The organism is Streptomyces ortus, assembly GCF_026341275.1.
Classification (GTDB): domain Bacteria; phylum Actinomycetota; class Actinomycetes; order Streptomycetales; family Streptomycetaceae; genus Streptomyces; species Streptomyces ortus.
Genome location: NZ_JAIFZO010000002.1, coordinates 6,819,402 through 6,841,708, shown reverse-complemented (window position 1 = coordinate 6,841,708; position 22,307 = coordinate 6,819,402). Strand labels below are relative to the sequence as shown.

Below are 22,307 nucleotides of genomic sequence, written 5' to 3'. Positions count from 1 at the left end.
TTCGCGTACCGCTGTGGTGAGTGTCCGAGGGGGGACTTGAACCCCCACGCCCGATAAAGGGCACTAGCACCTCAAGCTAGCGCGTCTGCCATTCCGCCACCCGGACAAGGTGCCTGCCGCTTGGACGGGGGTGTTCCCCGCGGCGACATGGACAACAATACCAAGCTTTCGGAGTGGCTTTCACCTGCGTTTCCGCGCCCCGGCGGGCTCCGGGCCGGGGCGCGGACGACGCTCCACGTCGTCACACAGGGTGACTGAAATGCTACGGCGAACAGTGACGGGAGAACGGTTTCGGGAGAAGTGCCGCGGGCGGGGTGGAGCGGGTCACGGCATCGAGTGGTACTCCGGGAAGTTCCCTGGCAGCCGCTCCCCCGCCGGGCCCTGCGTGACCGCGCGCACCAGCAGTTCGCCGCCGACGAACGCGCCGCGCCAGGACGCACCGAAGCCGCCGAACAGCTCGTCGCGGTCGCCCCGGGAGCGGGGCTTGCCGTGGCCGACCTTGAAGGCGCGGATCTGCGGGGCCAGCCGCTTGTACGTGGTCTCGTCGTCGGTGGACAGGGTCGCGACCAGCGCCCCGTTCGACGCGTTCATCGCGGCCAGCAGTTCCGCCTCCGTGTCTACCAGGACGATCGTGTCGACCGGGCCGAAGGGTTCCGCGTGGTGGAGTGGAGAGGAAGGGGGCGGGTTCAGGATGGTGACCGGCTGGACGTACGCCGAGGTGTCCTGGCCGGGCAGGAAGCGGGCGTCGGCGAGCTTGCCGCGGTGCAGGGGGACGGCCCCGCGGTCGATGGCCTCGGCGACCTGGTCGTGCAGTTCCTTCGCCTTGGCCGCGTTGATCACCGGCCCGAAGTCCAGTTGCGGATACGGGTCGTCGGGGTGCTCGACGGCCAGGGGGTGGCCGACGCGGAGGGTGCCGACCGCCGGGAGGTACGCCGCGAGGAACTCGTCGAACAGCTCACGCTGGACGACGAAGCGCGGGTAGGCCGTGCAGCGCTGTTTGCCGTAGTCGAAGAGCTTCGGGATGACGGCCGTCAGCGTGTCCCAGTCGGTGTGGTTCCAGATGCCCCAGGTGTTCAGTCCTTCCTGCTCCAGTATGTGCCGTTTGCCGAGGTCGGCGACGGCCGTGGCCACCGAGGCGCCCGCGTCCCGGCCGCCGACGAAGGAGACGCAACCGATCTCGGGCGCACGCACGAGCGCCTGGGACAGTTCACCTCCGCTGCCACTGACAAGGGTGACGGGTATCCCCTCGCGGGCGGCGAGCGCACAGGCCAGGGTCAGGCAGGCGACGCCGCCGTCGGTCGGGGTCTTGGCGATGACCGCGTTGCCTGCCAGTGCCTGTACCAGTACTGCGTGAACGAGCACGCTCATCGGGTAGTTCCAGCTCGCGATGTTGGACACGGGTCCGTCCAGCGGGGTCCGGCCCGCGAGCATGGGTTCGATGCCGTCGACGTACCAGCGCACGCCGTCGATGGCGCGGTCGACGTCGGCCCGCGCGAGCCGCCAGGGCTTGCCGATCTCCCAGACGAGGAGGAGGGCGAGCAGTTCCCGGTGCTCCGTGAGCGCGTCGAGGGTGGCCGCCACTCGGGCCCGGCGCTCTTCGAGGGGTACGTGGCGCCAGGCGCGGTGGTGGTCGAGGGCGGCGCGGACGGCCTGGTGGGCCGTGGCGGCGTCCAGTCGCGGCGGGCCCGCGATGGGGCTGCCGTCGACGGGGCTGGTGGCGGGCAGCGCCCGGCCGTCCGCCTGCCAGGCGGCGCCCCAGAGGTTGCGGACGCGGTCGTCCTGGAAGGCCTCGGGCGCCACGGCGAGACAGCGCTGCCAGGCGTCGGTCCACGAGGTGTGGGATTTGAGGGTGAGGGTGGGTGTGTGGATGGGCGTATGGGTGGGTGCCATTCGGTTGCTCCGCTCTCGGTGCACAGTCGGGGGCGGTCGTTCATGGCTGGTCCCGCGTACGCGTGCGCCGGCGGTGCGCGCCCGGCACGGGGACGTCGTGCGTCGTGCGTCGTGTGTCGCGTGTTGTGTGTCGCGTGATGCGCGTCGCGTGTTGTGTGTCGCGTGATGCGCGTCGCGTGATGCGTCGCACGTCGCTCGTCGCGCATCGCACGGGAATTGCGTACCGGTGACGCTAGCGACGCGTCGTGGCGTCCGTAAGTGACGTCAGGTCAACTATGAGTGACATCACGTTGCGCTTCGAGGTGGGCCATCACGAGGCGGGCCGTCCCGGTCGGGGTGTCGCCCACCTGGACGCCGGCCGCTTCCAGGGCTTCCTTCTTCGCCTGTGCGGTGCCGGAGGAGCCGGACACGATGGCGCCGGCGTGGCCCATCGTCTTGCCCTCGGGGGCGGTGAAGCCGGCGATGTAGCCGATGACGGGTTTGGTGACGTGGTCGCGGACGTACGCGGCCGCGCGCTCCTCCGCGTCACCGCCGATCTCCCCGATGAGAACGATGAGTTCGGTGTCGGGGTCGTCCTGGAAAGCGGCGAGGCAGTCGATGTGTGTCGTGCCGACCACGGGGTCGCCGCCGATGCCGACGCAGGTCGAGAAGCCGATGTCACGCAGCTCGTACATGAGCTGATAGGTGAGCGTGCCGGACTTGGAGACCAGGCCGATACGGCCGGGCTTGGTGATGTCGGCGGGGATGATGCCCGCGTTGGCCTGGCCCGGGGTGATCAGGCCGGGGCAGTTCGGGCCGACGATCCGGGTGCCCTTGGCCTTCGCGTAGGCGGTGAAGGCGACCGAGTCGTGGACCGGGATGCCCTCCGTGATGACGACGGCGAGGCCGATGCCGGCGTCGGCGGCTTCGACGACCGCCGCCTTGGCGAAGGCCGGCGGGACGAAGACGACGCTGACGTCGGCGCCGGTCGCCTCGATGCCTTCGCGTACGGAGCCGAAGACGGGGACGGCCCGGTCGTCGAAGTCGACGCTCCGGCCGGCCTTGCGCGGGTTGACGCCGCCGACCACGTCTGTGCCCGCCGCGAGCATGCGCCGGGTGTGCTTCATGCCCTCGCCGCCGGTCATTCCCTGGACGAGGACCTTGCTCTCTTTGGTGAGGTAGATGGCCATGTACCGCTCCTTCAGACTGCGTCGGCGAGTCGGGCGGCGCGGCGCGCGGCGCCGTCCATGGTGGTGGCCTGCTGGACCAGGGGGTGCGCGCGGTCGTCGAGGATCGCGCGGCCCCGTACGGCGTTGTTGCCGTCGAGCCGGACGACCAGCTGTTTGGTCAACCGGACCGTTTCCAGGGCCTGCACGATGCCGTCGGCGACCGCGTCGCAGGCGGTGATGCCGCCGAAGACGTTGACGAAGACCGACTTGACGGCGGGGTCGGAGAGGATGACGGAGAGGCCGTCGGCCATGATCTGGGCGGAGGCGCCGCCGCCGATGTCTAGGAAGTTGGCGGGGCGCGCGCCGCAGCCGGCCACCACGTCGAGGGTGGACATGACGAGACCGGCGCCGTTGCCGATGATGCCGACCTCGCCGTCCAGTTTCACGTAGTTGAGGCCCTTGGCCGCGGCGGCCGACTCCAGCGGGTCGTCGTGCGCCGCCTCCTGGCTGCCCCACCGTGCCTGCCGGAAGCGGGCGTTGTCGTCGAGGGTGACCTTGCCGTCGAGGGCGAGGATCTGCCCCTGCGCCGTACGGACGAGGGGGTTGACCTCGACGAGGACGGCGTCCTCGCGGACGAGTACGTCCCAGAGCCTGACCAGGACGTCGACGGTCTGCGGGGGCAGGCCGGCGGCCCCGGCGATCTCGGCGGCCTTCGCCGAGGTGACACCCTCGGCCGGGTCGATGTGGATGCGCGCCACCGCGTCGGGGCGGGTGGCGGCGACCTCCTCGATGTCCATGCCTCCCTCGGCCGAGGCGATCGCGAGGAACCGGCCCGCCGCGCGGTCGAGTACGTAACTGACGTAGAACTCTGCGTCGATGTCGACCGGTTGGGCCAGCATCACCTTGCCGACCCGGTGGCCCTTGATATCCATGCCGAGGATCTGGCGTGCGGTCAGTTCGGCGGCGGCCGGGTCGGCGGCAAGTTTCACGCCGCCCGCCTTGCCCCGGCCGCCGGTCTTCACCTGCGCCTTGACCACGACGCGACCGCCCAGTCGGCGGGCGCTCTCGCGTGCCTCCTTGGGCGAGTCGGTGACCTCCGCCCTCGGCACCAAGATGCCGTGTTCTTGGAAGAGTTCCCTTGCCTGGTGCTCGAACAGGTCCATCTCGGCTCCCTCTGAAAAGTGCCGCACGCCCCCTGGACACCACCCACCGGATGCGGGATAACAAGCTTCATACAGTATTCGTCGACTGTATGCAATGTACCGCGACGGCATCCACGAACAGTGCGCGCACCACGTATGAGCTGCACGTATGAGCTGCGCTTCGGCGCGCCCAATCCCCTACGAAGGGACAGGACTTCGCCATGCCCGACGACAACAGCCAGAACCTCATCTCCGGTGGGCACCTGGTCGCCAAGGCACTCAAAGCGGAGGGTGTGGAGGTCATCTACACCCTCTGCGGCGGCCACATCATCGACATCTACGACGGCTGCGTCGACGAGGGCATCGAGGTCGTCGACGTACGCCACGAGCAGGTCGCCGCCCACGCCGCCGACGGTTACGCGCGCATCACCGGCAAGCCCGGCTGCGCCGTCGTCACCGCGGGACCCGGCACGACCGACGCCGTGACGGGTGTCGCCAACGCCTTCCGCGCGGAGTCCCCCATGCTGCTCATCGGCGGTCAGGGGGCCCATACCCAGCACAAGATGGGGTCCCTGCAGGACCTGCCGCACGTCGACATGATGACGCCGATCACCAAGTTCGCGGCGACCGTGCCGGACACCGCGCGGGCCGCCGACATGGTGTCCATGGCGTTCCGCGAGTGCTACCACGGGGCGCCCGGACCGTCCTTCCTGGAGATCCCGCGCGATGTCCTGGACGCCAAGGTGCCGGTGGACAAGGCCCGGGTGCCCGCCGCCGGGCAGTACCGGGCCTCGACCCGCTCGGCCGGTGACCCCGAGGCCGTCGAGAAGCTCGCCGACCTCCTCGTGCACGCCGAGAAGCCGGCGATCCTGCTGGGCAGCCAGGTGTGGACGACCCGGGGCACCGCGTCCGCCGTCGACCTCGTACGCACCCTCAACATCCCCGCCTACATGAACGGCGCCGGACGCGGCACGCTGCCGCCGGGCGACCCGCACCACTTCCAGCTCTCCCGCCGGTACGCCTTCTCCAACGCCGACGTCATCGTCATCGTCGGCACGCCCTTCGACTTCCGCATGGGCTACGGCAAGCGGCTGTCGCCGGACGCGACCGTCGTGCAGATCGACCTCGACTACCGGACCGTCGGCAAGAACCGGGACATCGACCTCGGCATCGTCGGGGACCCGGGGCTCGTCCTGAAGTCGGTCGCGGAGGCCGCCTCCGGACGCCTGAACGGGGGCGCGTCCAAGCGCAAGGAGTGGCTCGACGAGCTGCGCGCCGCCGAGCAGAGCGCCATCGAGAAGCGGCTGCCGAGCCTGAAATCCGACGCCTCGCCGATCCACCCGTACCGGCTGGTCAGTGAGATCAACGACTTCCTGACCGAGGACTCCGTCTACATCGGGGACGGCGGCGACATCGTCACCTTCTCCGGGCAGGTCGTCCAGCCCAAGTCCCCCGGTCACTGGATGGACCCGGGACCGCTCGGCACACTCGGCGTCGGCATCCCCTTCGTGCTGGCCGCCAAGAAGGCACGGCCCGACAAGGAGGTCGTCGCCCTCTTCGGGGACGGCGCCTTCTCCCTCACCGGCTGGGACTTCGAAACCCTCGTCCGCTACGACCTCCCCTTCGTCGGCATCGTCGGCAACAACTCCTCCATGAACCAGATCCGCTACGGCCAGGCCGCCAAGTACGGCCTGGAGCGCGAGCGCGTCGGCAACACCCTCGGCGACGTCCACTACGACAAGTTCGCGCAGATGCTGGGCGGTTACGGCGAGGAGGTCCGCGACCCCGCCGACATCGGCCCCGCCCTCCGGCGCGCCCGGGAGTCGGGCAAGCCCTCGCTCATCAACGTCTGGGTCGACCCGGACGCGTACGCCCCCGGAACCATGAACCAGACGATGTACAAGTGAGGTGGAACCGGTGACAACAACGTCAGCGTCGACCACGACGTCGGCCACGACCTCCGCGCAGGCGACCGCGGGAACGCCGTCGACCTCGGCCAAGGCTCTCGAAGGCATCCGTGTCCTCGACATGACGCACGTCCAGTCCGGCCCCTCCGCCACCCAGCTGCTCGCGTGGCTCGGCGCGGACGTCGTCAAACTGGAGGCGCCGACCGGGGACATCACGCGCAAGCAGCTGCGCGATCTCCCGGACGTCGACTCCCTCTACTTCACGATGCTCAACTGCAACAAGCGGAGCATCACCCTCAACACCAAGACCGAGCGCGGCAAGGAGATCCTCACCGAGCTGATCCGGCGCTCGGACGTCATGGTCGAGAACTTCGGGCCGGGCGCGGTCGACCGCATGGGCTTCACCTGGGACCGCATCCAGGAGATCAACCCGCGAATCGTCTATGCCTCCATCAAGGGGTTCGGGGACGGCCCGTACACCAACTTCAAGGCGTACGAGGTCGTCGCTCAGGCCATGGGCGGGTCGATGTCGACCACCGGTTTCGAGGACGGGCCGCCGCTGGCGACGGGAGCCCAGATCGGTGACTCGGGCACGGGCATCCACGCGGTGGCCGCGATCCTCGCCGCCCTGTTCCAGCGGGAGAACACGGGACGCGGGCAGCGGGTGAACGTGGCGATGCAGCACGCGGTACTGAATCTGTGCCGGGTGAAACTGCGGGACCAGCAGCGCCTCGGGCATGGGCCGCTGGCTGAATATCCCAACGACGACTTCGGCGACGAAGTTCCCAGGTCCGGAAACGCGTCCGGCGGCGGGCAGCCCGGCTGGGCCGTCAAGTGCGCGCCGGGCGGCCCCAACGACTACGTGTACGTCATCGTGCAGCCCGTCGGCTGGAAGCCGCTCTCCGAGCTGATCGGCCGGCCCGAGCTGGCGGAGGATCCCGAGTGGGCGACCCCCGAGGCCCGCCTGCCGCAGCTCACCAAGATGTTCCAGCTCATCGAGGAGTGGTCGTCCACGCTCCCCAAGTGGCAGGTGCTGGAGCAGCTCAACGCCCACAACATCCCGTGCGGCCCGATCCTGTCCACCAAGGAGATCATCGAGGACGAGTCGCTGGTCGCCAACGAGATGGTCGTGACGGTGCCGCATCCCCAGCGGGGCGACTTCGTGACCGTGGGCAGCCCCCTGAAGCTCTCCGACTCCCCCGTGGACGTCACCAGTTCGCCGCTGCTCGGCGAGCACAACGAAGAGGTGTACGTCGGCGAGCTCGGGCTCGGCGACGAAGAGCTGCGCCTGCTCAAGTCGAACGGAGTGATCTGATTGATGGCCGAAGACCGGGTGCTGCGGGTACGCGGGCTCCTCGACGCCGTGCGGGCCTCAGGGCGGACGGCGCTGACCGCTCCCGAGGGCAAGGTGGTCGCCGACGCGTACGGGATCGCCGTTCCGGGTGAGGAGCTGGCGACCGACGTCGACGAGGCGGTCGCCTACGCGGCGCGCTTCGGCGGCCCCGTCGTGATGAAGATCGTCTCTCCGGACATCCTCCACAAGACCGACGCGGGCGGCGTGATCGTGGGCGTGGAGGGCGCGGCGGACGTACGCGCCGCCTTCCACAAGATCATCGAAAATGCGCGGGCTTACGACGCGGGGGCCCGCATCGAGGGCGTACAGGTGCAGGAACTGCTGCCCCAGGGGCAGGAGGTGATCGTCGGCGCGGTGACCGATCCGACGTTCGGGAAGATCGTGGCGTTCGGGCTCGGCGGTGTGCTGGTCGAGGTCCTGAAAGACATCACGTTCCGGCTGGCGCCCGTCGACCCCGACGAGGCGCTGTCGATGCTGGACTCGATCCGGGCCGCGGAGATCCTGCGCGGGGTGCGGGGCGCGCCCGCGGTGGACCGGTGGGCGGTCGCCGAGCAGATCCGCCGGGTCTCCGAACTGGTCTCGGACTTCCCCGAGATCGCCGAGGTGGACCTGAACCCGGTGATCGCCACGCCGGAGGGCGCGATGGCCGCGGACATCCGGGTCATCCTCGCCGAGTCGGTGCCCAAGCCTCGGCGCAGGTACGGCCGCGAGGAGATCCTCACCTCGATGCGCCGGCTGATGCAGCCGTCGTCGGTGGCCGTGATCGGCGCCTCCAACGAGCAGGGCAAGATCGGCAATTCGGTCATGCGCAATCTCATCGACGGCGGTTTCTCCGGAGAGATCCATCCGGTGAACCCCAAGGCCGATGACATTCTCGGCCGCAAGGCGTACAAGAGTGTCACCGACGTTCCCGGTGAGGTGGATGTGGCGGTCTTCGCCATCCCGGCCAAGTTCGTGGCCTCGGCCCTGGAGGAGGTGGGACGCAAGGGGATCCCCAACGCCGTACTGATCCCCTCCGGGTTCGCGGAGACCGGTGAGCAGGGACTCCAGGACGAGATCGTGGCCATCGGCGAGCGGTACGGCGTGCGGCTGCTCGGACCGAACATCTACGGCTACTACTCGACGTGGCAGGACCTGTGTGCCACGTTCTGCACGCCGTACGACGTGAAGGGCGGTGTCGCGCTCACCTCGCAGTCCGGTGGCATAGGGATGGCCATTCTGGGCTTCGCGCGCACTACGAAGACGGGTGTCTCCGCGATCGTGGGTCTCGGCAACAAGTCGGACCTCGACGAGGACGACCTGCTGACGTGGTTCGGCGAGGACCCCAACACCAAGTGCATCGCGATGCACCTGGAGGACCTCAAGGACGGGCGGGCCTTCGTGGAGGCCGCCCGGGCGACCGTCCCCAAGAAGCCGGTGATCGTCCTGAAGGCGGGTCGTACGGCCGCCGGGGCGAAGGCCGCGGGCTCGCACACGGGCGCCCTCGCGGGCGACGACGCCGTGTACGAGGACATCCTGAAGCAGGCCGGCGTCATCAGGGCGCCCGGCCTGAACGAGATGCTGGAGTACGCGCGCGCGTTGCCGGTGCTGCCTACGCCTCAAGGCGACAACATCGTGATCATCACGGGCGCCGGCGGCAGTGGCGTACTGCTGTCCGACGCGGTGACCGACAACGGCCTGACCCTGATGGAGATCCCGCCGGACCTGGACGCTTCCTTCCGGACGTTCATCCCGCCCTTCGGAGCCGCCGGCAACCCGGTGGACATCACGGGCGGCGAGCCCCCCTCGACGTACGAGGCGACGATCAGGCTCGGTCTCGAGGATCCGCGGATCCACTCACTGGTCCTCGGTTACTGGCACACCATCGTGACCCCTCCCATGGTCTTCGCCGAGCTCACCGCGCGCGTGGTGGCCGAATTCAGGGAGCGTGGGATCGAGAAGCCCGTCGTGGCGTCGCTCGCGGGCGACGTCGAGGTCGAGGAGGCCTGCCAGTACCTCTTCGAGCACGGGGTCGTGGCCTACCCGTACACGACGGAGAAGCCGGTGGCGGTGCTCGGTGCGAAGTACCGCTGGGCGCGGGCGGCAGGGCTGTTGGGGGGCGGTTCATGACCTGACCCGGTGCGCGGGCGGGCCGACGGTGCGCGTCGGCCCGCCCCGGGACCCGTGCGCACACGAAAGGCATTGGACAGGGGGCGCTGGCCAGATCTTTCGACGCAAGGGGTGCTACGAGACATGACAACCACCGACTACACGACACCCGTCCCCTACAGGGAGGTGACGGACCGCAACGGCCGCCTGTACCGGATCGGTGAGACCGACCGGGACGTCATGGGCCGACCACGCTGGACCATGGTGCTCTTCCCCTGGATGGGCATGCTCGGCATCAGCTCCTCGGAGTACGCGTTCACCTCCGCCGAGGACACCCTGCACGAGGCCCACCTCTGGAACAGTGGGCACATCTTCTGGCTGATGGGCGTCTGGATCTTCTTCCAGGCGGCCGTGGCCTTCCCGGCCGGCCAACTGCGTGAGAGCGGACGGCTGCCCGCGCGGTACGCCATGATGCTCGGCGCGTGCGGCACACTCCTGGGCTACCTCTCGCTGGCGTACGCCCCGCATGTGATCGTCGCCTACATAGGCTTCGGCATGTTCAGCGGCATCGGCGCCGGACTCGTCTACGCGACCTGCGTGAACATGGTCGGCAAGTGGTATCCGGAGCGCAAGGGCGGCAAGACCGGCATGGTCAACGGCGGTTTCGCCTACGGTTCCGTGCCCTTCGTGTTCCTGTTCACCTCGTACATGGACCTGTCCAACTACGAGACGGTGCTTGTCTGCGTAGGCGTGATCTGCTGCACGGTCGTCGCGTTCGCGGGCTGGTTCTTCAAGGACCCGCCGAAGAACTGGTGGCCCGCGCACGTGGACCCGCTGAAGACCTCCACCGACCCCCGGGTCGTACGGGCGCTGGCCAAGAACCCGCCGGCGGTCAAGCAGTACACACCGCGCGAGGCGGCCAGGACGCCCGTCCTGTGGATGATGTGGTTCTGCCTGCTGTGCACGGCCGGCATCAACATCTTCGGTATCGCCATGCAGGTCCCCTTCGGTAAGGAGATGGGGTTCGCCGGCGGCATCGTGGCCACCGCCATGTCGCTCAAGGCCATCGTGAACGGCACCGGCCGGGGTGTCATCGGCTGGATCTCGGACCGCTACGGCCGCCGGAACACCCTCGTCATCGTCTGTGTCGTGCTCGGCTGCTCGCAGTTCGGCGTGTTCTTCTCCGGGAACCTCGGCTCGATGCCGTTCTTCCTGGTCTGCTCGATGATCTCCGGCTTCGGCGGCGGCGCGATCTTCCCGCTGTTCGCCGCGATGACGGCCGACTACTTCGGTGAGAACAACAACGCCTCCAACTACGGCATGGTCTACAGCTCCAAGCTGATCTCCGGTCTCGTCGGCTCCGGCGTGGGCGCCATCGTGGTCGGCGCCTGGGGCTACGGGGGTGCCTTCGCGCTGGCCGGCAGCATCGGGCTCGGCTCCGCCGTCCTGGCGCTCTTCCTCCGGGCTCCCGGCCGGCCCCACCCCAAGCGCGTCGTGCCCAACCCGCATCCCATCGGTGAGGAGACGGCCTGACCCGTGTCCCCCACGCCGCGTCCGTCCCCGACGTCCTGGACGCTCAGGACACCCTGGGCACCCTGAAGACCCCGACGATCCGCTCCGAGTCCTTGAGAACCACGGCGGTCCTCCCCACGACAGTGCGTGGGAAGGACCGCCTGTTGTACGTCCGGGGCGCCTACGGGATGCCTACGGGATGCCTACCGGACGCGTGGGAACTGCGTGCGGGACGCGTCCCGGGTCAGTGCTTCTTGGCGCGCAGGGCCGCGAGGTTGTCGTAACTGATCTTGGCCTCGCGCAGCGACTGCGCGGGGTCGGTGGCGCTGGGCGAGTTGTCGTCCTCGACCATCGGGTTGTGGTAATTCCGCTCGCCGACCCGCGAGAAGAACGTGGTGTAGTCGATGACGCCCGTTCCGAAGGGCACCATGTCGTAGCCCATGCCGTTGGTGGTGCTCACCACACCGTCCTTGGCGTGGAACAGCGGGTAGCGCTTGTTGTGGCGGGCGACGAGGCCCGCCGGGTCGAAGACCTTCTCCCGGGTCGACCCGTCGTGGGCGGTGTAGGTGTGGAACTTGTACTGGGCCACGTGTGCCCAGAAGATGTCCATCTCCAGCCAGACCAGCTTCGGGTCGGTGACCTTCAGGAAGTACTCCAGCTTGCGGATGCCGGAGCTGCGGGTGGGCCGGCCCTGGTCGTCCAGCGGGCCCCCGTCGAGCAGGAAGCCGTACGCCGCGTCGTGGTTGTGCGTGTACAGCTTGATGCCCTCGCGGCGGGCGATCCTGCCCAGCGCGTTCCACTTGTCGGCCGCCACGTCCCAGTCGGCCCGGTAGGAGCTGCCGGTGGGGTCGCCGCCGGTGCCCATGTGGTCCATGCCGAGGATGTTGGCGATCTCCAGGTGCTTCTTGAAGGTGTCCAGGTCGGCGGTGGTCAGCGGCCAGGAGGGCGGTATGAAACCGTGGTTGCCCTGGGCGCGCAACCCGTAGTCGTCGAGCCAGGAACGCAGCAGGCTGGCGCCCTCGACGGACTCCAGGCCGGCGCCGCCGGGCGCGTTGGCGTGCTGGTTGTATCCGGCGAACTCCACCTGGCGGTATCCGTGGCGGGCCAGCTGCTTGAAGACCTCGCGGAAGCCCGAGGGCAGGTCCGAGGCGAGCGGGTCCCGGGCCGTGGCGTCGCGGACGGTGTAGAGGATGATGCCGCGCTTGCCCGGCGGGACGAGGACGTGACCGCGGCCGTGACCGTGGTCATGGCTGTGGCCTCTGCCCCGGTCCTGGGCCAGGGCGGGGGAAGCTCCCAGCACCGGGGCGGCGACCGCCCCGGCGGCGACGGCGGTGCAGGTGCTGAGGAAACGGCGGCGGTTGACGCCGAGCGTGCGACGCAGGGCGTCGCCGGATCCGGATTCGTCGTTGAACGCGGTCACGGTGTCTCTCTTTCGGTTGGTGTACGGCCGAGTGCGGGATCGGTGTCCGGCTGGGACCGCAAGCCTTCGACCAGCGGGGACGGCGAGGCGGTGCGGAGTTATCCACAGGCCGGGCACGGTGTCGGTGCCGTGTGTTTCACTTTTCGTGTTCGCCCGTCCGGTCGTTCCCGGGTGCTGTCACCCGAGGCCGGCCAGGTCGAGCAGCAGGGATTTCACATCGGTGGCCGCGACGCGGTCGCCGACAGCGCGGGGGGTGGAGCAGATGATGAGCGGACCTTCGTCGTCGCTCAGGGGGAGGCGGCCGTGGCTGCCTCGAATAGGTGAGGGATCGAGGGGCACGACCGCCATGCGGTAGCGCATGCCGAGCTTCTTGCGGGCCAGCGCGCCCGCGGCCTTGACCTTGACGTACGGGTCGAGCGGATCCATGAAAAGCTCGACCGGGTCGTAGCCGGGTTTGCGGTGGATCTCGACGAGCTGCGCGAAGTCGGGCGCGCGGGCGTCGTCGAGCCAGTAGTAGTACGTGAACCAGGCGTCCGGCTCCGCGACGGCGACCAGCTCGCCGGAGCGGGGATGGTCGAGGTGATGGGTCTTCTTGCCCTCGTCGTCGAGAAGTTGCTCGATGCCGGGCAGGTCGGCGAGCGCCGCCTTGGTGGCTTCCATGTCCTCGGAGCGACGGACGTAGACATGGGCGATCTGGTGGTCGGCGACGGCGAAGGCCCGCGAGGTCATGGGGTCCAGGTACTCCATGCCGTCCTGGGTGTGCACCTCAAGGAGTCCGGCGCGGCGCAGTGCGCGGTTGATGTCGACGGGCCGGTCCGCGCGGGTGATGCCGTACTCGGACAGGGCGACGACGGTACGGCCTTCGGCGCGGGCGTCGTCGAGCAGGGGGGCCATGGCCGCGTCCAGGTCTGCGGCGGCTTTCAGGGAGCGCGGGTCGTCGGGGCCGAAGCGCTGCAGGTCGTAGTCGAGATGAGGGAGGTAGCAGAGGGTCAGGTCCGGTCGGCGGGTGGCGATGACGTGACGGGTGGCGTCGATGATCCACTGGCTGGAGACGAGGTCTGCGCCGGGGCCCCAGAAGTGGAAGAGCGGGAACGTGCCGAATTTCTCGGTGAGTTCGTCGTGCAGGGCCGGGGGCCGGGTGTAGCAGTCGGGTTCCTTGCGGCCGTCGGCGTAATAGACCGGACGGGGGGTGATGGTGATGTCGGTGTCGGCGCCCATGGCGTACCACCAGCAGATGTTGGCGACCGTGTAGCCGGGGTGGACGCGCCGGGCGGCGTCCCAGATCTTGTCGCCGGACACCAGGCCGTTGTGCTGGCGCCACAGGAGGACGTCACCGAGGTCGCGGAAGTACCAGCCGTTGCCGACGATGCCGTGCTCGGAGGGGTGGGCGCCGGTCAGGAACGTGGACTGGGCGGCGCAGGTGACGGCGGGCAGCACGGTCCCGAGGTGGGCCCGTGAGCCCGACTGGGCGAGGGACTTGAGGTGGGGCATGTGGTCGAGGAGACGGGGGGTGAGGCCGACGACGTCCAGGACGAGGAGAGGGGTGGGAGACGAAGGGCCGGTGGCGGCGGTGGCCGGCTCGGGTACCGGCTCGGGTACCGGCTCGGTCGCGATCCCGGTCGCGGTCCCGGGCGCTGTCTCGGGCACAGCCGCGGGCTCGGTCGCGGGCTCGGTCGCGGTCCCGGGCGCTGTCTCGGGCACAGCCGCGGTCCCGGTCGCGGGCTCGGCGGGGGTCTTGGGGGTGCTCACGGCAGCTCCTTCAGGCCGAGGTCCGTCAACAGGTCGCGGGCGAGCATCAGTTCGGCGGCGATGCCGTCGGCGAGCTGGGCCCGTGCGCGGGGGCGCAGCTCCGGCGGGAGTGCCTGCCAGGTGTAGGTCTCGACCTCAAGGTGGCGGGTGAGTGGCTGCGGGCCGCCGACCAGCCGGGTCAGCGTGTCCTTGAGTACCGGCAGCGTGGAGGTGAGGGGCGCGGCGGGAGCCGCGTGCAGGGGCACGTGGAAGTGGGCGCGCCACGGGGAGGCGTCGGGCAGCGCGTCCTCCTTGATGGCCTCGCCGAGGTCGTCGGTGCCGCGGAGCCCGGCAGCGGTGAGAGTGCGTGTCTGGTGCAGGAAGCGGGGTTCGTCGAACGCGGCGAGGGCCTCGCGGACTTCGGGGAGGTGAGGGTGTTCGGCGTGCAGGGCGGCCGACAGCTGGGACTTGACGACGGGGACGCCGGCGGCGGCCAGCCGGTCCAGGGCGGTGTGCGGATCTTCGAAGGAGGTGGCGAGGTGGCAGGTGTCGACGCAGATACCGATGCGGTCGCGGCCGATGGCGGCGAGCGGGGCGATGGCGTCGGCCGTGGTCTCGACGGTGCAGCCGGGTTCCGGTTCCAGGCCGATACGGATGGAGCGGCCGGTCAGCTCCTCCAGCGCGTCGAGGCGTTCGGCGAGCGTGCGCAGGGCGGTGTGGGCGAGAGCGGCGCGGTCGTCGTCGTACGCGGTGCGCCAGGCGAGCGGCAGTGTGGAGATGGTGCCCTCGGTGACGTCGTCGGGGAGGAGTCCGGCGAGCAGGCGGGCGAGGGCCGTCGTGTGGTCGAGACGTTCGGGGTCGGCCCAGTCCGGCTTGTAGACGCGGTACTTGACCTCCTCGGCGCCGAATCCCTCATAGGGGAAGCCGTTGAGGGTGACGACTTCGAGGCCTCGGCCGTCGAGTTCCGTGCGCAGGGCGCGCAGGGCGGACGGGTCGGTGACGAGGGCTCGGGCCGCGTCCTTGGCGAGCCACAGGCCGATGCCGAGCCGGTCGCGGCCGAGCCGTTTGCGCACGGGTTCGCAGTGGTCGCGGAGCTGGGCGCGGACCCCGGCGAGGGTTTCGGCGGGATGCACGTTGGTGCAGTAGGCGAGGTGGACTGTGGAGCCGTCGGGGTGGCGGAAGCGCATCGGTCACGCCTCCGTGGTCACGGGCGCGGTCTCGGTCCCGGTTCCGGTCGCGGTCCCGTTCGCGGTTCCGGTCCCGGTCCCGGTCCCGGTCCCGGTCGCGGTCCCGGTCCCGGTCTCCGGGGTGGTTTTCGGGGCTCCTCGGAGGACGGAGTTGCCCTCGTGGGTGGCGTCCGTGTCGGCGATGTCGAGGTCGAGGCGCCCGCTGAGGCCGTAGAAGGCGACGGGGTTGCGCCACAGCACCCGGTCGACGTCGTCCTCGGTGAATCCGGCCTTCAGCAGGGCGTCGGCGACCTTGCGGGTCTTCAGCGGATCGCTCTTGCCCCAGTCGGCGGCGGAGTTGACCAGTACCTTCTCCGGTCCGTACTCCTGCAGGACGGCGACCATCCGTTCCTCGTCCATCTTGGTGTCCGGATAGACGGAGAAGCCGAGCCAGCAGCCGCCGGCCTTGGCCTCCTTGACCGTCGTCTCGTTGAGGTGGTCGATCAGGACGTGGTCCATGGGCAGTGCGGACTCCCGGACCACGTCGAGGGTGCGGCGCAGGCCCGCCAGCTTGTCGCGGTGCGGCGTGTGGACCAGCGCGGGCAGCCCGAACTCGGCGGCGAGCTGGAGCTGTGCGGCCAGCGCGGTGTCCTCGGCGGGTGTCATCGAGTCGTAGCCGATCTCGCCGACGGCCACCACATGGTCCTTGACGAGATACCGCGGCAGTTCGTCGAGGACGGGTACGCAGCGCGGGTCGTTGGCCTCCTTGGGGTTGAGCGCGATGGTGCAGTGGTGGGCGATGCCGTACTGGGCCGCCCGGAAGGGCTCCCAGCCCAGGAGGGCGTCGAAGTAGTCGAAGAAGGAGGCGGGTGAGGTGCGTGGCTGGCCGAGCCAGAAGGCGGGTTCGACGACGGCACGGACGCCGGCGGCGTACATGGCCTCGTAGTCGTCGGTGGTCCGTGACGTCATGTGGATGTGGGGGTCGAAGATGCGCATCAGGACTCCTTGCCTTCGGTGCCGCGCACGCCGTCGGGGGTGGTCGGGTCCTCCGGCGTGTCGGTTCCGGTGGGGGTGGCGTGGTGCCCGGTGAGGGCCAGGACGCGGTGCAGGTCGCGGGGGACGGAGCGGTCGGCGGCGGTGCGTTCGGCGGCGTAGTCGCCGAGCATGCGGGCGAGTTCGGCGTCGTCGTGGGCCCGGCGGGCAAGGTCGGCCACGGCATCCACGGGCACACCGGTGAACAGGCACTTCAGGACGGCGTGCCGCCAGTTGTGCGCGTCCAGGTGCCGGGCGGCGTATGCGCCGACGGCCGCGCCCACCAGCCGGGTGTCGTTGGTGCGCAGGGCGTCCTCGACAATCGGCAGGGCCTCGGGGCCGGTCACGAGGTGGGGCAGCGCCTCCAGGACGGCGCGGCGTTCGTCGGCGGTGCCCTGGCGGTAGACGCGGGCGAGGGTCGGGGCGTCGGCCCGGGCCGCGTGGAGGATGAGTACACGGGCCGCCTCCGCGTACTCGGGTCCGCAGCGTCGGCCCGCCTCGGCGATGCGCAGTTCCCACACGGAGATGGGGCCGCGGGTGCCCGGGTGGGTGGCCGCCTCGTCGAGGGACTGGTCGAGCCAGGCGCGGGCGGCACCGTCGAGAAGGGAGTTCAGTCGGGCGTGGAGGGTGGCGAGGGCGGGCGGGGTCTCCGCCGGGAGGGTGGTGCGGGCGCCGCCGGGGGCGTCGTGGAGGTCGTTCACGAGGTTCTCCCTTCGAGGAGGACGCCTTGGCCGGCCGGCCGGAGGTGGTCGGGCATGTCCCGGGAGACGGGGGACGAGGCCGCGTGCTGGAGGAACGGGAGGGACTGCTGGGCGAGTTGCGGGCCGGCGTGGGAGTGGCGGGGCAGTTCGACGGAGACCAGGCCCTGGTAGCCCACGGCGGCGAGGGCTTCGAGTACGGGCGGGAAGTCGATCTCCCCGTCGCCGAAGGGGAGGTGTTCGTGGACGCCGCGGCGCATGTCCTCGATCTGGACGTGCTTGAGCCAGGGCGCGGCGGCGCGTACGCAGTCGGCGGGTGACTGCGGTTCGAGGCACTGGCAGTGGCCGATGTCGAGGGTGAGGCCGAGGGCGTCCGGGCTGCCGAGTGTGGTGCGAAGACGGTGGAAGTCGTCGAGTGTGGCGAGGAGGTGACCGGGTTCCGGTTCGACGGCGAGGGGGATCCCGGCGGTGGTGGCCGCGTCGACGACGGGGGTGAGTGCTTCGGCGAGACGCTTCCAGGCGGTGTCCTCGGCGACCGTGCCGGACTCGTCCGCCGGGAGGACGCCGCTGAAGCAGTGCACCGCGTGGGCGCCGAGGTCGCTCGCGATCCGGACGGCTCGGAGGAGGAGGTCGACGCGCCGGGCCCGCTGGTCCGGGTCCGGGTCGAGGAGGGACGGGCCGTGCTTGCGCCTCGGGTCGAGCACGTAGCGGGCGCCGGTCTCCAGGGTGACGCCCAGGCCGAGTTCGTCCAGTCTGCCGGCGAGGGCGCGGACGCGGGCGGCGAGGCCGGGGGCGAAGGGGTCGAGGTGCATGTGGTCGAGGGTCAGTCCCACGCCGTCGTAGCCGAGGTCGGCGAGGAGTGAGGGCGTCGTCCAGGCGCAGGTCGGTCAGACCGTTGGTGCCGTACGAGAAGCGGAGGGTGAGGGTGGGGGGTGGTGGGTGCGGGCTGGGCTGAGGGTTCATGTCACGCTCACCTTTCGGCTGAACCTGCGGGCGGCCGGGGCGAGGGCTGCCGTCAGCAGGGCCGTGACGGGTGCTCCGGAGCGGGCGGCGAGGGCCGCCTGGAGCGGGATCATCGCGCGGATCCCGCCGCCGACGGCTCTCTGGGTCAGTGGGGGTGACGGGTTCATGGCGGCGTGCAGGAGGGGGCGGGCGGAGGTGACGGCGTAGAGGGTGGTGAGGGCTCCGCTCAGGGTGGCGATGTTCAGGTTGACTCCGCCGGGCCTGGGCGGGGGGCGCCTGTGCTGGAGAGCGGTCGGCGCGTTCTCCGGTGGGCGGCCGTTCCCGGGGGTGGCGGGGGTCCGGTCGTGGCGGGTCCGGTCGTAGCGCATCAGGTCGTAGCGCATCAGGTCGCCGCGCGTCCCGTCCTCGCGGTTGAGGACGTCACGGGTCCGGGTGTCGCGCGTCCCGTTGTCGCGGGTGAGGGACCAGGTCAGGGCTGTCGTCGTGGCCAGGGCGGTCAGCGGGGCCCACGGGGAGCCGCCCTGGGTCTCGTGGCGGGAGACCGTGGTGACGGCCAGGGTGTGGGTGGCCAGGGTCAGTGCGGACGGCACCGCCTTGCGGGTGTCGCCGCCCGAGGCCACCCCGCCGAGGAGGAGGTCCAGGCCCCGGGCGGCGGCCATCGCCGGCGGCCCGGCGGGCGTGTGCTTGAGGACCAGGTCGTACGACCAGACCGTGGCCGCCAGGGCGCCGGCGACCGCGAGCGGTCGGCGGCCCGCGCGGGACGCGAGGGCCAGGCCCGCCAGGGTCAGGCCCCCGGCTGCCGCCAGAGCGGCGGCCGGCTTCACACGGCCGGAGGGCAGGGGGCGGTGCGGGCGGTCGACGGCGTCCTCGGCGCGGTCGGCCCAGTCGTTGAGGGCCATACCGGCCTCGTACAGACACAGGGAGGAACCGATGGCGAGCAGGGTTCGGGAGTTCGGGCGGACCCCTGCGGCGGCGGCGCCCGCGAGTGCGTCGCCGGGGACCGTGAACAGGGCGGGCAGGCGCAGGAGTTCCACCCAGGCGCGCAGTCCCGCACCCGGCGCGCGCCGCTTCGGCCTCGTCCGCTGCCCCCGCTCCGGCGACTGTCCAGGCACCGCGTCCCGCCGACCCGGTTCAGGAATCGAAGCCGTGGTCGGGGTCGCAGTCGGCTCGGCGGCAGTCTGTCGCGGTGCCCCCGCGACAGCGACGGCTGCGAGCTTCCGTGGTGTGCCGGAGCCCGTGCCGGAGCCGGAGCGGTTCGGTGCTCCCTGTCCGGCGGGCAACCCGAGCCGTTCCCACCAACCGGACACACCACGAACCCCGAATGCGCCGCGTGCGCCGGACGCTCCCCGTGGCCCGCTCGCCCCGCTCGCCCCGGTCACCACGCCCCGCCCGGGGCGTAGCAGTCCGCGCAGGCCGCTCATCGGTGCTCACCCGCTGCTCCTTGCGGGGCCGTGCCGTCCGGGTTCACGTGGCCCGCCGAGGGAGCCCCCGGCCCCGGCGGTCGCGCGGTTGCACGCAGGCGTTCGGCGAAGTCGATCAGGTGGGCGTACTGCTCGCCGAGGGGGGCGGGCCCGTTCCCCACCGGGTCCTTGAAGTAGAAGCCGAGTTCGGTGAGGGGGCCCGAGATGCCGAGTTCGTGGGCGCGGGCGGTCAGGCGGGCCAGGTCCAGGATCAGCGGGGCGGCGAGGGAGGAGTCGCAGCCCTGCCAGGTCGTCTGGAGGACCATCCGGGTGCCGAGGAAGCCGTCGAAGGCGATGTGGTCCCAGGCGGTCTTCCAGTCGCCGAGGGACGGTACGTCGTCGATGTGGGTCTCGCCCTGGGGGACCGTGCCGAGGGTGTCGGCGAGGACGCGTTCCTTGCCGGCGTTCTTGGCGGCTGCGGCGGCCGGGTCGGCGAGGGCCGCGCCGTCACCGCCGCCGAGCAGGTTCGTACCGGACCAGGCGCGGACAGCCAGGGCGCGTTGCGCGAACATCGGGCCGAGGACGGAGCGCAGGAGGGTCTGGCCCGTCTTGCCGTCCCGGCCGGCGTACGGCAGGCCGGACGAGGCCGCCGCGGGTGCGAGGCGCGGGTGGTGCAGGCCCGCGGACGGGGTGAAGTTGACGTAGGGGCAGCCGGCCCGCAGTGCGGCGGCGGCGTACAGGGAGCTGGCGGGGAGGGTGTCGCCCTCGGGGACGGGTTCCGTGGAGGACACGTTCACCACGACGGTTCTGGCGAGTCCGTGCCGGTGGGCGAAGTCGCGGATGTCCTCGGCGAGGGCCTCGATGAGTTCGTCCTCGGTCCGTGTGTCGCCGGGGAGCGGGCCGCCGATCCTGATCTCCCGGTCGGCGGCGGCCAGTTCGGCGGACACGGCCGAGGGCAGGTCGTGGGGCAGGACACCTCCCGCGGCGAGCGACTCGGCGCGTTTGGGGAGGGGGCAGTCGACGACGTCGTGGCCGCCGAAGACGAGCGAGGGCAGGGAGGGCAGACCCGCCTCGTGGAAGGCGCCGGTCTCGGTCACCATGCCGGTCGGTGGATGGAGCCCGGCCGTGACGGCCGCGCAGCCCGCGACGGCGGTCGTGGCGACGGAGCCCCGTGCTCCGATCAGCCACACTCCGACCCGCGAAGGGGAAACAGACGGTTCGGCGGACATGGGCAGCCTCCCTTTCAAACGCGAACTCGACGACGCGAACTCGGCAACGCGGACTCACCGCGGAAAAGCCGGTGCCGGAGGGTGGAGGTGGAGGTGGAGGATGGAGGGTGAAGGTGAAGGTGAAGGTGGGAAGGTCGAGACGGCGGGCGGGGGTCCGGCGTCCCCCGCCCGCCGCCGTTCAGTCGCCGTGCGCGGCGGTTCGCACCGGCCGCACCGGCAGTTCCTTGATCCGGACGTCGCGGAAGGACACCCGGTCCTCGGCACCGTGGTTCTGGATGCCGACATGACCGTCCCGCAGGCTCCGCGCCGGATCGGTGTTGGTGTAGTCGTTGATCTTCACGCCGTTGAGGTAGACGCGGAGTCGTTCACCCTCCACGCGGATCTCGTACGTGTTCCACTCCCCCGGCGGGTTCAGCGCACGGTCGCGCTTCTTGATGTCGGCGGACTGGAAGCTGTACACGGCCCCGGTGGTGCGGTCGGGGGCGTCGGTCGCGTCGATCTGGACCTCGTACCCGTTGTCGACGGCAGACCACGGGTCTTCGGAGGCCGGGAAGCCCACGAAGACACCGGAGTTGTCGTCGCCGGACGCACTCGCCATCCTCCAGTCGAGCTTCAGTGAGTACGAGCCGAACTGTGAGGCGTCGTACCAGAGAAGGCCCAGGCCGCCGGACGACGTGAGTGTCCCGTCGTCCGAGAGCGAGAACGAACCCGGTCCCGCCTGCTTCCAGGCGGACAGTGACTCGGCACTTCCGTCGAAGAGCGGTGTGTAGCCCTTCTCCGGACGGCAGTCGGCCTGGGTGTCGCCGACGGCCCAGCGGATGCCGCCCAGCAGGTGCTGTCGGAAGGCGGGATCGGCGTACGACTCCTTGGTGTGGCCACTGCCCGTGTAGAAGGAACGGCCGCCCTTGTACTCCTGGCACCAGGCGATCGGATGGTCGCCGCTCATCGTGCCGCCGGTGTACGACGACTCGTCGAGCGAAGCCAGTACATGGGCCCGGTCGCGCGGGTTGGAGCGGTAGTTGTACCACTCGTCCGTGCGGTTCCAGGACTCCCCGAGGTGCGAGGTGGCGGGGTGGCCCCGGTCCTCGACCTCGACGCGGGCGGGCTGGATCGCCGGGTGCGACTGGAAGTAGGCGCCGGCCAGGCCGCCGTAGAACTCCCAGTCGTACTCGGTGTCGGCGGCGGCGTGGATGCCCACGTAACCGCCGCCCCGCCCGATGTACCGCTCGAACGCCTTCTGCTGTCCGTCGGTGAGGACGTCCCCGGTCGTGGAGAGGAACACCACGGCGTCGTAGCGGGCGAGGTTCCGCGCGGAGAAGGCGCGCGAGTCCTCGGTGGCGTCGACGGCGAAGCCGTGTTCGGCCCCGAGTGCCTTCACCGCGGCGATGCCCTCCGGGATGGAGTCGTGCCGGAACCCGGCGGTCTCGGAGAACACCAGGACCCGGTCGCCGGCCGAGTGCCCCTTCGGGCCGTGCGTTCCGTGCGATCCGTGCGATCCGTTCGGACCGTTCGTTTCGTTCGGACCCTTCGACGCCGCCGGTCCCGACACACACCCGATGAGCAGGGCGGCGCCGATCACCGCGGTCACGGTACGGCCAGTTGCTCGCATGAAAGACCTCCCTCAGCGAAT

General features: G+C 70.5%; 15 protein-coding genes, 1 tRNA gene and 1 pseudogene. 4 read left to right on the top strand and 13 right to left on the bottom strand.

Annotation, left to right across the window (positions count from 1 at the left end):
• Nucleotides 1–21: 21 nt before the first annotated feature.
• From K3769_RS33140 to sucC, 4 genes are all read right to left on the bottom strand, one after another.
• Nucleotides 22–106: transfer RNA gene (locus K3769_RS33140), tRNA-Leu, on the bottom strand.
• 218 nt (nucleotides 107–324) lie between these two features.
• Nucleotides 325–1,890 (bottom strand): aldehyde dehydrogenase family protein, encoded by a 1,566-nt coding sequence (locus K3769_RS33135; RefSeq protein ID WP_267029932.1) that lies wholly within the window; start codon nucleotides 1,888–1,890, stop codon nucleotides 325–327.
• A 269-nt stretch (nucleotides 1,891–2,159) separates the two neighbouring features.
• A complete protein-coding gene (gene sucD, locus K3769_RS33130) occupies nucleotides 2,160–3,059 on the bottom strand; it encodes a succinate--CoA ligase subunit alpha (protein WP_267029931.1) in 900 nt (299 codons plus the stop codon).
• An 11-nt stretch (nucleotides 3,060–3,070) separates the two neighbouring features.
• Nucleotides 3,071–4,201 (bottom strand): ADP-forming succinate--CoA ligase subunit beta, encoded by a 1,131-nt coding sequence (gene sucC, locus K3769_RS33125; RefSeq protein ID WP_267029930.1) that lies wholly within the window; start codon nucleotides 4,199–4,201, stop codon nucleotides 3,071–3,073.
• 200 nt (nucleotides 4,202–4,401) lie between these two features.
• Here sucC and K3769_RS33120 point away from each other — a divergent pair, with 200 nt between their 5' ends.
• The 4 genes from K3769_RS33120 (at nucleotide 4,402) to K3769_RS33105 (ending at nucleotide 11,062) form a co-directional block, all read left to right on the top strand.
• Complete coding sequence (locus tag K3769_RS33120; RefSeq protein WP_267029929.1) at nucleotides 4,402–6,087, top strand: thiamine pyrophosphate-binding protein; 1,686 nt, start codon at nucleotides 4,402–4,404, stop codon at nucleotides 6,085–6,087.
• Nucleotides 6,088–6,097: 10 nt separating this feature from the next.
• Nucleotides 6,098–7,402: a formyl-CoA transferase gene (gene frc / locus K3769_RS33115; RefSeq protein ID WP_267029928.1), complete on the top strand. Its 1,305-nt coding sequence runs from the start codon at nucleotides 6,098–6,100 to the stop codon at nucleotides 7,400–7,402.
• A gap of 3 nt (nucleotides 7,403–7,405) precedes the next feature.
• Nucleotides 7,406–9,550 carry an acetate--CoA ligase family protein gene (locus K3769_RS33110; RefSeq protein WP_267029927.1) on the top strand — a complete coding sequence of 715 codons (2,145 nt, stop codon included), beginning with the start codon at nucleotides 7,406–7,408 and terminating at the stop codon, nucleotides 9,548–9,550.
• Between the two features lie 123 nt (nucleotides 9,551–9,673).
• Nucleotides 9,674–11,062: an OFA family MFS transporter gene (locus tag K3769_RS33105; protein ID WP_267029926.1), complete on the top strand. Its 1,389-nt coding sequence runs from the start codon at nucleotides 9,674–9,676 to the stop codon at nucleotides 11,060–11,062.
• Between the two features lie 223 nt (nucleotides 11,063–11,285).
• Here K3769_RS33105 and K3769_RS33100 read toward each other — a convergent pair whose 3' ends face one another.
• The 9 genes and pseudogenes from K3769_RS33100 to K3769_RS33060 all read right to left on the bottom strand — a co-directional run bounded on the left by K3769_RS33100 (nucleotide 11,286) and on the right by K3769_RS33060 (nucleotide 22,286).
• Entirely contained in the window at nucleotides 11,286–12,461 is a 1,176-nt protein-coding gene (locus K3769_RS33100; protein WP_267029925.1) for a sugar phosphate isomerase/epimerase family protein, read from the bottom strand.
• A 177-nt stretch (nucleotides 12,462–12,638) separates the two neighbouring features.
• Nucleotides 12,639–14,075 (bottom strand): alkaline phosphatase family protein, encoded by a 1,437-nt coding sequence (locus K3769_RS33095; protein ID WP_372515182.1) that lies wholly within the window; start codon nucleotides 14,073–14,075, stop codon nucleotides 12,639–12,641.
• Between the two features lie 131 nt (nucleotides 14,076–14,206).
• Nucleotides 14,207–15,376 carry a metabolite traffic protein EboE gene (gene eboE, locus K3769_RS33090; RefSeq protein WP_267029924.1) on the bottom strand — a complete coding sequence of 390 codons (1,170 nt, stop codon included), beginning with the start codon at nucleotides 15,374–15,376 and terminating at the stop codon, nucleotides 14,207–14,209.
• Between the two features lie 3 nt (nucleotides 15,377–15,379).
• Nucleotides 15,380–16,351: a TatD family hydrolase gene (locus tag K3769_RS33085; RefSeq protein WP_267029923.1), complete on the bottom strand. Its 972-nt coding sequence runs from the start codon at nucleotides 16,349–16,351 to the stop codon at nucleotides 15,380–15,382.
• A complete protein-coding gene (locus K3769_RS33080) occupies nucleotides 16,351–17,088 on the bottom strand; it encodes an EboA domain-containing protein (protein WP_267029922.1) in 738 nt (245 codons plus the stop codon). The genes K3769_RS33085 and K3769_RS33080 overlap by 1 nt, the downstream gene beginning before the upstream one ends.
• Nucleotides 17,085–18,048, bottom strand: a pseudogene (locus K3769_RS33075) (sugar phosphate isomerase/epimerase family protein). Before K3769_RS33075 ends, K3769_RS33080 begins: the two are co-directional and overlap by 4 nt.
• A complete protein-coding gene (locus K3769_RS33070) occupies nucleotides 18,045–19,160 on the bottom strand; it encodes an SCO3242 family prenyltransferase (protein WP_372515092.1) in 1,116 nt (371 codons plus the stop codon). The pseudogene K3769_RS33075 and the gene K3769_RS33070 overlap by 4 nt, the downstream one beginning before the upstream one ends.
• 305 nt (nucleotides 19,161–19,465) lie before the next feature.
• Entirely contained in the window at nucleotides 19,466–20,677 is a 1,212-nt protein-coding gene (locus K3769_RS33065; RefSeq protein WP_267029921.1) for an inositol-3-phosphate synthase, read from the bottom strand.
• Between the two features lie 178 nt (nucleotides 20,678–20,855).
• Nucleotides 20,856–22,286, bottom strand: a complete 1,431-nt coding sequence (locus K3769_RS33060; protein ID WP_267029920.1) for a ThuA domain-containing protein — start codon at nucleotides 22,284–22,286, stop codon at nucleotides 20,856–20,858.
• Nucleotides 22,287–22,307 lie beyond the last annotated feature (21 nt).